Source organism: Rhizobium sp. 2MFCol3.1 (genome assembly GCF_000377565.1).
Taxonomy (GTDB): domain Bacteria; phylum Pseudomonadota; class Alphaproteobacteria; order Rhizobiales; family Rhizobiaceae; genus Rhizobium.
The window spans coordinates 108,491-118,304 of record NZ_KB898371.1 but is presented as its reverse complement, the minus strand read 5'-3'; the positions used below and the strand labels follow the sequence as shown (position 1 = coordinate 118,304).

Annotated in this window: 7 protein-coding genes; 3 read left to right on the top strand and 4 right to left on the bottom strand. The window is 62.1% G+C overall.

What is annotated here, in order from left to right:
• Nucleotides 1-418 precede the first annotated feature (418 nt).
• Together D460_RS33930 and D460_RS33925 are read right to left on the bottom strand one after the other, a co-directional pair.
• Nucleotides 419-1,447, bottom strand: a complete 1,029-nt coding sequence (locus tag D460_RS33930; RefSeq protein ID WP_081619986.1) for a glycosyltransferase family A protein — start codon at nucleotides 1,445-1,447, stop codon at nucleotides 419-421.
• A gap of 65 nt (nucleotides 1,448-1,512) precedes the next feature.
• Nucleotides 1,513-2,775, bottom strand: coding sequence for a glycosyltransferase (locus D460_RS33925; RefSeq protein ID WP_018901702.1), 1,263 nt, complete (start codon nucleotides 2,773-2,775; stop codon nucleotides 1,513-1,515).
• 439 nt (nucleotides 2,776-3,214) lie between these two features.
• Here D460_RS33925 and D460_RS0126825 point away from each other — a divergent pair, with 439 nt between their 5' ends.
• The 3 genes from D460_RS0126825 (at nucleotide 3,215) to D460_RS0126815 (ending at nucleotide 6,998) form a co-directional block, all read left to right on the top strand.
• Nucleotides 3,215-4,855: an arylsulfatase gene (locus tag D460_RS0126825; protein ID WP_018901701.1), complete on the top strand. Its 1,641-nt coding sequence runs from the start codon at nucleotides 3,215-3,217 to the stop codon at nucleotides 4,853-4,855.
• Nucleotides 4,856-5,019: 164 nt separating this feature from the next.
• A complete protein-coding gene (locus D460_RS0126820) occupies nucleotides 5,020-5,997 on the top strand; it encodes a formylglycine-generating enzyme family protein (protein ID WP_018901700.1) in 978 nt (325 codons plus the stop codon).
• On the top strand, nucleotides 5,994-6,998 hold the full coding sequence (locus D460_RS0126815) for an HAD family hydrolase (protein WP_018901699.1): 1,005 nt from the start codon (nucleotides 5,994-5,996) through the stop codon (nucleotides 6,996-6,998). The genes D460_RS0126820 and D460_RS0126815 overlap by 4 nt, the downstream gene beginning before the upstream one ends.
• Nucleotides 6,999-7,018: 20 nt before the next feature.
• Here the strand turns inward: D460_RS0126815 and D460_RS0126810 are convergent, their stop codons facing one another.
• Both D460_RS0126810 and D460_RS0126805 read right to left on the bottom strand, forming a co-directional pair.
• Nucleotides 7,019-7,996: a transporter gene (locus D460_RS0126810; RefSeq protein WP_018901698.1), complete on the bottom strand. Its 978-nt coding sequence runs from the start codon at nucleotides 7,994-7,996 to the stop codon at nucleotides 7,019-7,021.
• A 114-nt stretch (nucleotides 7,997-8,110) separates the two neighbouring features.
• Entirely contained in the window at nucleotides 8,111-9,811 is a 1,701-nt protein-coding gene (locus D460_RS0126805) for a hypothetical protein (protein ID WP_026283585.1), read from the bottom strand.
• Nucleotides 9,812-9,814: the final 3 nt, after the last annotated feature.

The following is a 9,814-nucleotide window of genomic DNA, read 5'->3' as shown; positions in this document are numbered from 1 at the left end:
GCCGCGAAGAAGAGGTGACAGCGCGGCGACATCGACGTCACCCTGCAGCTTGATTTCCGGAAGCATCGTGCAGCTTTGATCCTTACCCGCTCTATTCAGATAAAAGCGAGTATCAGCCGACGACGAAACAATTGCCACAGAGAAAGCTAAAGCCGAAAGGGAGCGTCATCACCCGCCCCCGCTCCGCCCTTTCAACCCGGCCCAGCCGGTCGGATCGGGGGCTGATCCGAGCAGCCAGTGTCGCGTTTCTAAATGGCTGACAACGTCGCAGCCCTATTCAGCTTTGACATACATGTGTAGCCGGGTGGGTTCAAGGATGAAGTGCGACTTGCAAATGATACCAATGGGTTGTCACTCGCAAGGAAGCTGCAATGAAACGCACCTACTCCCACATCGCAAGCCGCGGTTCAACATGAACTCACACGCCAATCAATCTCCAACGGCGCCACCGCATCGTCTCACGGATCCACCGCAGCCTTCTGCCCAGCGGTCCTTGCCATGTCATCGGACCATGCGCGCGGTTCGTTGCCGAAGCCACCTCAAGTTCCTGCGATATGCGGACATATTCCGCAATTGTGTCTGCAGGCGTATCTCGGTCACGTTCTATGCGCGCGGCCAGCACAATGCGCGAATCCCTCGCCAGGGCTCTCAAGGCCAACCGGCCATAGAGACGCGTGTTATCTGGCGACTCCGTCAAAAATAGCCTTGTAGCGTCAACTCGCGCGCGGAGATCCGAGAGAAGCAGGTCTTTTGCGGAGCGCTGAAGACTGAGCGCGTGAATGCGATAGAGACCCTGAATACATCCGCCGACATAACCGACGCGCCAACGCGATGCCAGGCGGAGCCACAGGTGGTAATCCTCCGCCCACGGAAGCTTGAGGCTGTACCCTTCGCCTACGTCGATCAGCGCTTGTCGTCGTATCATCACCTCCGGCTGCGCTATCACGTTATGCGCGCGGCGCAGCACCATCCTCAGCCAGGCATGTCCCGACCAGACCGCCCAATAACGCGTTTGAGAGTCGGAGATCGTTGGCGTCGCGCCTCTTAGATCCTGCGCGTAGCCATACACAAAGCCGATCTTGGAATCCGCCATGAGCAATGCTGCGGATCGCGCTAGCGATCCCGGTGTCAGGAGGTCGTCGGCGTCTAGTTTGACAAGATAGTCACCGGTCGCCGATTGAAGTGCTTCGTTGGCCGTGCGCAGATGCCCTAGGTTCGCTTCGTGCCGCACGAGCCGGACACGTGGATCGCGATCACAGATGCGTTGCGCCACCACCGCGCTGTCGTCGGTAGAGGCATCGTCGATGATCGTGACGTCAATGTCGACGTCGCGCTGGCTCAAAGCCGACTCAACGCAATCCTCCAAGTATACACCGTAATTATAGCATGGAATGACCACGGAAATCCGTGGACGGGAAGGCAGAACCGCTACCGGCAGACGGAACATTCAGCCCCCCTCTCTCGCTGAAAATGCGCGCGCCTTGCTTGAAAAGATCGATTGCGCTGCCGCTGTCACAACGACCTACCTGTCAAATGCCGGGATGCAGTTCGAATCCATGGCATTTTGATTGCGGTGTTGTACTTGGCCATCTCACCGGCCAATTTCATGATGTTGACGGACCCCTGCCCTTTCGAGATGGTCGGCATCGACAGCACGTCCCTGTAGATTGTCATCAGATGTTCGGCTGCGACATCCAGACTGTATTCCCGCTGAACCAAATCCCGGCCGAAGCTTCGCAATTCGTCCGACCGTGCACGCGAAGCGGTGATCAGTTCGCGCAATTGCGATGCGCAACGCTCGACGGATTGCTCGCCGTCTCCGATCCCATACCATCCCTGACTGCGGAACATCTGAGACGAGCTCTCGTCTGCAATGCGCCAAAACCCCTTCTCGCCTTGAACCAGCAACGGCTTTCCCACCGCCATCGCCCGCAGGGCCGAGCTGCCCATGCCAACGACTAGATCGGCCGCCGCATAGTAAGGCAACGGGTCGTGCTTGGCCCCCAGCATACAAACAACCTGCCGGTTTGCGTATCGGTTGGCCTGCGCCGCAACCTCTTCAGCGTGACCACGCGCCGGGCCGTCGCCGACTACTGCAAGTTTGACAGGGTAATCGCGAGACAGGTTTCCGACGGCTTGGATCAGGGCTAACAGGCCGTCAAGTTTGAGTATTTGGGCAAGGCGGCCGACAACCGTAATCAGAATGTCTCCATCTTCCGCCATGCATTCTGCCCGGATCTTCGCCGCCTCGGCCGGCGAGATCGCATCCGGGTGAAACAGGCTGGTATCGACAGGCGGCTCCAGCAAGAATGCCTTCCTGCCTTCGTTCTGGGCAGCCCGCCACATCTCCCGCGTGCCAAGGATCGTTGGCACGTCCCTCGGGAGGAAATAGGGATAATCCATCGAAAGGATTGTCGAAAGCACAGGGACGCCGCGAGCCCACGCTACACCGATGGCAGCATCGATTGTAGGCGCCCACTCGTATGCGTGAACCAAATCCACACCACATTGTCCAACAAGCTGATAGAATTCACGAAGGCGCAGGAGCGATGGCGCGGCCTCTCTCAGCGAACTCAGATGGAGTTCGAGCCCGGTGCGCCTTGCCCGATCAGATAATTCGCCATCCGGCGCGTATAGAACGACTTCGAAATCGGGATTGCGGCTGACCGCGCACGCGAGTTCGAGGGCATTGATCTGGCTGCCACCGATCTCAAAATTATGCGGGGCGACCAAAACCCTTGTCTTGGATTTTGTCTTGGATTTTGAATGCGACATTAGCCGGCCGCCCCCAATCGCTTCGCTCGCGGCACGAGCCTGAAGTAATCGGCGCGGATTATGCCAATTCGAGGAACTGTATTGACCACCTATTCCCCTCAACCCAAAAATGGAATGCCCAATGCCAAGACAAGCTATAATCAAGGAAGAACAGCCACAATATGTACTTTAGATGTCGCCGATTTGATCTTTCGTTGTAAGCGGCCCGACCCAATCTTGCTGTTAGGCGCCGCAGCTCTTCGGAAAGCACACCGTCCGCTCGGAACCACCCCGTTTACGCGCCGCTTACACCGCCATTTACCGTTACGTACTTACGCCCGCGCGCATAAAGCGAAAGGCTCCCCTCGCGTCGGCTGACGACGATCGAGATCCGGCGGCATCGGCCGCCCGGCACAAGGGAGACCGCAATGTTGAACGATCCATCGGTGAGGAGCGCGTCATGACGAACTCACTCCCCAAGAAACTGTTTTCGGCAACGGTCGCGGTCGCGATGGCGCTGACGTCGACCACGTTCCTATCTCCGGCCAGAGCCCAGCAGGCAGCGCCGGCAGCCCCTGCTCCAACGACAGAGTCGGCTGCCACGCAGGACACATCCAAGCCCAACATTCTCGTCATCTTCGGCGACGATATCGGCCAGACCAATATCAGCGCCTACTCCTTCGGCTTGGTGGGTTACAAGACGCCGAATATCGACCGCATCGCCAAGGAAGGCATGATGTTCACGGACTATTACGCCGAGAACAGCTGCACAGCGGGGCGTTCGACCTTCATCACCGGGCAGGTTTGCCTGCGCACCGGCCTTTGCAAGGTCGGCATCCCCGGCGCGACGGTCGGCCTGCAGCCGCGTGACATCACCATCGCGCAGGCGCTCAAGCCGCTCGGCTACGCCACCGGCCAGTTCGGCAAGAACCATCTCGGCGACCGCGACGAGTTCCTGCCGACGAAACACGGCTTCGACGAATTCTACGGCAACCTCTATCACCTGAATGCCGAGGAGGAGCCGGAGCGACCCTACTATCCGAAGGGTGACGAGGAATTCGTGCGGTCCAATGCGCCACGCGGCGTCCTGAAGGCGTCGGCGGACGGCAAGATCGAGGATACGGGTGCGCTCACCACCAAGCGCATGGAAACCATCGACGACGAGACGACGTCTGCGGCCATCGATTTCATGGACCGGCAGGTCAAGGCCGGCAAGCCCTTCTTCACCTGGATGAACACGACCCGCATGCATGTCTTCACGCACGTCAGAGACTCGATGAAGGGCCAGAGCGGCATGCCGGGCAACGAGTATGCCGATGGCATGGTCGAGCATGACGGCGACGTGGGCAAGCTGCTGCAGGCGCTCGACGACCTGAAGGTCGCCGACAACACGATCGTCGTCTACACGACCGATAACGGCCCCAACCAGTTCTCCTGGCCGGATGCGGCAACCACCGCCTTCCGCAGCGAGAAGGACACGAACTGGGAAGGCGCCTTCCGTGTTCCCGCGATGATCCGCTGGCCCGGCAAGATCAAGGCCGGCGAAGTGTCGAACGAGATGATGTCGGGTCTCGACTGGTTCCCGACCCTGCTCGCGGCTGCCGGCGATGGCGACATCAAGGAGAAGCTTGCAAAAGGCACCTCGATCAGCGGCAACCAGTTCAAGGTCCATCTCGACGGCTTCAACCAGCTTCCCTACCTCAAGGGAGAGCAACCGAAGTCCGCGCGTGACGAGTTCTTCTACTTCAACGACGATGGCGAACTCGTCGCCTATCGCTACGACAATTGGAAGATCGTCTTCTGCGAACAGCGGCAGCCGGGCGGCTTCGTGGTATGGGCGAACCCGTTCACCTGCCTGCGTGTGCCGAAGGTGTTCAACCTCAGGATGGACCCCTACGAACGCGCGGATGTCGTGTCGGATCAATATTACGATTGGGTGATGAAGAACGCCTATCTCGTGCAGTACGGCGTCTACAAGGTCGCTCCGTTCCTGCAGACGTTCCGCGAATACCCACCGAGCCAACGGCCGGCAAGCTTCAGCGTCGACCAGATGATTTCGGCGTTGATGAACTCGATCGACCAGGGTCCGGGCGCGAAATAGCGGAAAGCCGAAATTGCCGGGCGCGGGAAAATCGCGCCCGGTACATCCCGCCTCTCGCGCGCATTTACGGCCCCACAGCGTAAACGCGACCGACATTTACCGTTGCGTACTTACCTCGCGCGCGCGCCTGCGCGATGCTGTGCCCTCACAATCGGGAGACAGCGATGGCGCTTGCGTTCGAGAAGATCGGAACTTCGGAAGCAGCACCGGAAGGAATGCGCTGGATCGAGGGCGGCACTTTCACCATGGGCTCGGACCAGCACTATCCCGAGGAAGCGCCGGCGCATCCGGTGACGGTGGATGGCTTCTGGATCGATGAAACGCCTGTCACCAACCGCAAGTTCATGGAGTTCGTCAAGGCGACCGGCCATGTGACGATGGCGGAGAAGGCGCCGGACGCGCGCGACTATCCCGGCGCGCTGCCGCACATGCTGCGCGCCGGCTCCCTGCTCTTCACGCAGCCGAAGACGGTCAATGGCACCGACATCTCGCAGTGGTGGAGCTTCAAGTTCGGCGCCAACTGGCGGCGCCCGCTCGGCGGCATCAGCGACCTGCGCGGCAGGCTCGACCACCCCGTCGTCCACGTGGCATGGTCGGATGCGAAAGCCTACGCCGACTGGGCGGGCCTCGAGCTTGCGACCGAAGCCGAGTGGGAGTTCGCCGCGCGCGGTGGATCGGAGAGCGAATATGCCTGGGGCGACGAACTCTCGCCCGATGGCAAGGCGATGGCGAATACCTGGCAGGGCATCTTCCCGACACAGACGACCAAGCCGAAGGGCGAGGAGCGGACATCGGCGGTCCGCTCCTTCCCGCCCAACGGCTACGGCCTGTACGACATGATCGGCAATGTCTGGGAGTGGACATCGGACTACTGGACGACACGCCATCCGGAGCCCGCCAGGCATTCCTGCTGCATCCCTAGCAACCCGCGCGGCGGCGATGCGGAGGCGAGCTACGATCCGCGCCTGCCCGATATCCGCATTCCGCGTCGCGTGCTGAAGGGCGGCTCGCATCTCTGCGCCCCCAATTACTGCCGCCGCTACCGCCCCGCCGCCCGCCATGCCGAGCCCGAGGACACATCGACGAGCCATGTCGGCTTCCGCTGTATCAAGAGAGTTGGCCGCAAGGGAGACGCGCGATGACCGCGATGGGACAATTGCTGACCGCCGCCCGCACCTGCCTGCTCGCCATCACCTTGCTCGCCGCACCTGCGGTCGCGCTTGCGCAGGAGCCCTTGGCCTCGTGGAACGACACCCCTGCCCGGCAACGGATCATCGACTTCGTCAAAGCCACGACGACCGAGGGCGGCGACGGCTTCGTTGCTCCGGATGATCGCATCGCCGTCTTCGACAATGACGGCACGCTGTGGACCGAACAGCCCTTCTATATCCAGCTCGGCTTCATGCTCGATCGGGTGAAGACGCTGGCGCCGGAGCATCCCGAATGGAAGACCAAGGAGCCCTTTGCCAGCATCCTGAACGGCGACGTCAAGGGCATCGCCAAGGGCGGCGAGATGGGGATGGTCGAGCTCGGCATGGCAACGCATGCCGGGATGACGACGGACGAGTTCGAAAAGATCGTGACCGATTGGTTCGCGACCGCGAAACACCCGAAATCCGGCCGCCCCTATACCGAGATGACCTTTGTGCCGATGCGCGAGCTTCTGGACTATCTGCGCGCCAACGGCTTCACCACCTATATCGTCTCCGGCGGCGGCGTCGAATTCATGCGGCCGGTGACGGAAAAGCTCTATGGCATCCCGCCGCAACAGGTCGTCGGCAGCACCATCGCCACCCAATACGCGATCGTCGACGATGTGCCGGTATTGAAGCGCCTGCCGAAGATCGATTTCATAGATGACGGCCCCGGCAAGCCTACCGGGATCAACAAGTTCATCGGTCGCAAGCCGATCTTCGTGGCCGGCAATTCCGATGGCGACTATGAGATGCTGCGCTGGGTCACGGCCAGGAAGCCCGGCTTCGCGCTCATCGTCCACCACACCGATGGCGCGCGCGAATATGCCTATGACCGCCAATCCGCCTTCGGCAAGCTCGACAAGGCCTTGGACGAGGCCGAACGCCGCAACTGGCTTGTCGTCGACATGAAGAACGACTGGAAGAAGGTCTTCGCCTTCGACCAGTGAGCCAGATAGTGTCGCGCGGTCTACTGCACCGCCACCGGCTTGGTGATCGACAGCGGCATCGAGATCGTCAGAAACACCGAGTCTCCTTCTGCGCGGTTCTCGGCGGCGAACTCGTGGTAATATTTGATCCGCGCCGAGATTGGCAACTCGCCGGCCTTGAAGTTCCAGCCGATCGTCGCACCGATCGCCGCAACCCGTCCCTTGAACGGACCGAATGCGCCCTCGCCGCTATCTCCCGTCAGCTGGTCGTAATAGTAGCCGACCAGACCGGCGTCGAACTGCTCGTTGAAATGCTGCACTGCAGCCCATTCGAAGTGAAACTCGGTGCCGGTGCGATAGTTCGTGTCGGGGTTCTCGCCGTTGAAGGTCACGCCGATCGCCGCCGAGAGGTCGAGGCCGATTTCCGGATCGAGCCATGTTCCGGCAGCGCTGACATCGGCACCCCAGCGGTGAAACGCGATGTTCGAGATCTCGCCATCCTGATAATCGCCGATCGGGACGTTGACGAGAACGCCCGTGGTCCAGTGGAAATTGCCGGCATCCCAGCCGAGCGTGCCGCTGACGAGCGGATCGCCGACGGTGAAGATCGTGTCCTTGGTGGCGCCGGACAGCACGCCGCCGCGAGGACCTGAGAGCGTCAGGTCGGCGATCGTCTCTTGCCAGCCGACAGGGATCGTCGCGCCAAGCCCGAGCCGGCCGCCCATCACTTCCTCAGGAATGACCCACATGACGGTCGGCGCCGCGAGCGCCGCCTTGCCCTCGACGCCGACGGCGACGCGGCCACCGGTCGGAAGCTGCGTGCCACCGCCGAGATCGCCCTTGTAGAGCCAGATATCGTTTTGAAGGTAGACGCCCGGTGGCGGAAGGATACCCGCAGCCGGCCCTTTCGAACCGAGCAGATAGAAGCCGGCGCCGCGTTCGGCGGCGGCAGCCATGTGCGCGCAGGCAAGCATCGATGCGCCGGCAAGAAGCGCTCCGGTCAGAAATCTCAGTTTCATGCTCTTCCCCTCATTCGTCCCATGGCCCTGCCTTTCGGCTGCCCCGGACCTGCAACAAACCTTCAGTCCCCCCATTCGCCGTCGCAAGTACGCAACGGTAAATGCACCCGTAAATCACTGCCCCGAAATGCTCGCGACGGCCTCGAAGCTCGCGCCCGCTTTCCCAAGCCCCGTCTCCAGGCTTGTGACGAGCTCCGGCCGAAGTTGCGCCATTTTCGCCGCCTGCCGGAAAGCAGCAACGAACGCCGCCCGATCCGGCGCTGCCTCGCCAAGACGCTGCCCAGCGCTCTCCGCCCCGAGTTCGCCAAGAGCTGCCACGCGAATGGCGCGCGTCAGGATGTCGTTGCCGACGGCCTGCTCGGCAGCAAGCGACGCCGCCGACCACCGGCCGTTCCGGTAGGCATCAAGCGCCAGCACCAGCGAGGCATCGCGCGGCGGCGTTTCCTCCATCGCGACGGCTTCCTGGGCCAGATCGTTCGCCGCCTTGAAATAGCCGGCGGCAAACAGCACGAGGCTGAGCGACGCGGCATTCGCCGAATTGTTGGGATTGAGCGCCATCGCCCTGTTTCCGGCATCGATTGCCGCGTCCAGCCGTCCGCTGGCGAAACGCGTCACCATCAGCGCGCCCTGCGCGCGATCGGAAAGGGGTGCGATGGACGTCGCGGCCTTTGCGAGCTCCAGTCCCTGCGGAATGGTCGCGACATCGCGGGCGTAGAGCCGCGCCAGCATCGCGGACGTGTCGGGATCATCGGGGTCACCCGCCAGCGTCCGTTCCAAACATCCTAGAAGACCCTGCCCGCCGCCGCTCTCGCTGCCATCGAGCATGACTTCAGCCCTGGCAACGCAGGCATTTCCCAAGGCATCGGCAGGCGCCTCCCTCGCCTCAAGTGCGTTGATCACGCCACGCGACGATGCGATCTGACGCGCTACCGCGCCGGCAATCTCGAGCCGGATCGTCGTCGGCTCCTTGCCTTCGGTCTCGATCCGCTCCAGCCCCGACTTGAGCAATGCTCCGCTTGCGGTATCGACAACCTGCCACCACACAGAGCGATCGTCGCTGTCGGCATAATATTTGAGGTCGACCTCGTAGCCCCGGCGGGCCGGCTGCGTCGGCGACCCCGGCCTCGTGACCACGATCGTGTCGAAGGCGGAGAGCGCGGTCAGCAGTGTGTCACGGGCCACACTCGCCTCACCCGCCATGTCAGGCGAGGCGGCGCTCATCAGGATCGTCACGGCAGGCTTCAGTGTAACCACGGGACGATCGATCGCTTTCCACCCCGCCATGCCCGCGAGCGCGAGCAGCCCGACGCAAAGCGCCGCCGGCATCCATCGCGACATTCGCGATGGTAGCGCCGCCACCGGCGTCACCGCGCCATCCGGTGCGGCATCCGCCAGCGCGGAGTTCGGACGATGCGTTAGCAGCGACGGCGCAACCTGAGCGCTGGCGCTCACATCGGCCTGCGGAAACAGCGCGACGTAACTGCCCTTCGGAATATGAACGGAGACGCCCAGTTCGGCGCCGAACGCGGCATAATAGCCGTCGAGCGCGGCTCTGAGACGGCTGATCTCGATCCGCACGATCGGATCGATGGAGGCATCGAAATTGCTGGAGCGCCCAAGCACGTCGAGCGCGATGGGATAGGCTTTCACACCCTCGGTGCATCCGGCGAACCGGCGCTCGGCAAGGTAGCGCAATATGTCCCGCTGCCGGTCCGACACCCGGAAGCGTCCATCCGCAAGGAGCCGTTCCAGCTCCGCCTCGGCCTCTTCGAGGCTGACTTCACATGCCCTCTCACCGTGTACTTCAGCACTCATGGG

What these genes read in the sequence shown, in the direction of transcription:
- D460_RS0126815 (WP_018901699.1), top strand. Translation starts at nt 5,994, where the DNA reads ATGACCGCGATGGGACAATTGCTGACCGCCGCCCGCACCTGCCTGCTC.
- D460_RS0126825 (WP_018901701.1), top strand. Translation starts at nt 3,215, where the DNA reads ATGACGAACTCACTCCCCAAGAAACTGTTTTCGGCAACGGTCGCGGTC.
- D460_RS33930 (WP_081619986.1), bottom strand. Translation starts at nt 1,447, where the DNA reads ATGTTCCGTCTGCCGGTAGCGGTTCTGCCTTCCCGTCCACGGATTTCC.
- D460_RS0126805 (WP_026283585.1), bottom strand. Translation starts at nt 9,811, where the DNA reads ATGAGTGCTGAAGTACACGGTGAGAGGGCATGTGAAGTCAGCCTCGAA.
- D460_RS0126810 (WP_018901698.1), bottom strand. Translation starts at nt 7,996, where the DNA reads ATGAAACTGAGATTTCTGACCGGAGCGCTTCTTGCCGGCGCATCGATG.
- D460_RS0126820 (WP_018901700.1), top strand. Translation starts at nt 5,020, where the DNA reads ATGGCGCTTGCGTTCGAGAAGATCGGAACTTCGGAAGCAGCACCGGAA.
- D460_RS33925 (WP_018901702.1), bottom strand. Translation starts at nt 2,775, where the DNA reads ATGTCGCATTCAAAATCCAAGACAAAATCCAAGACAAGGGTTTTGGTC.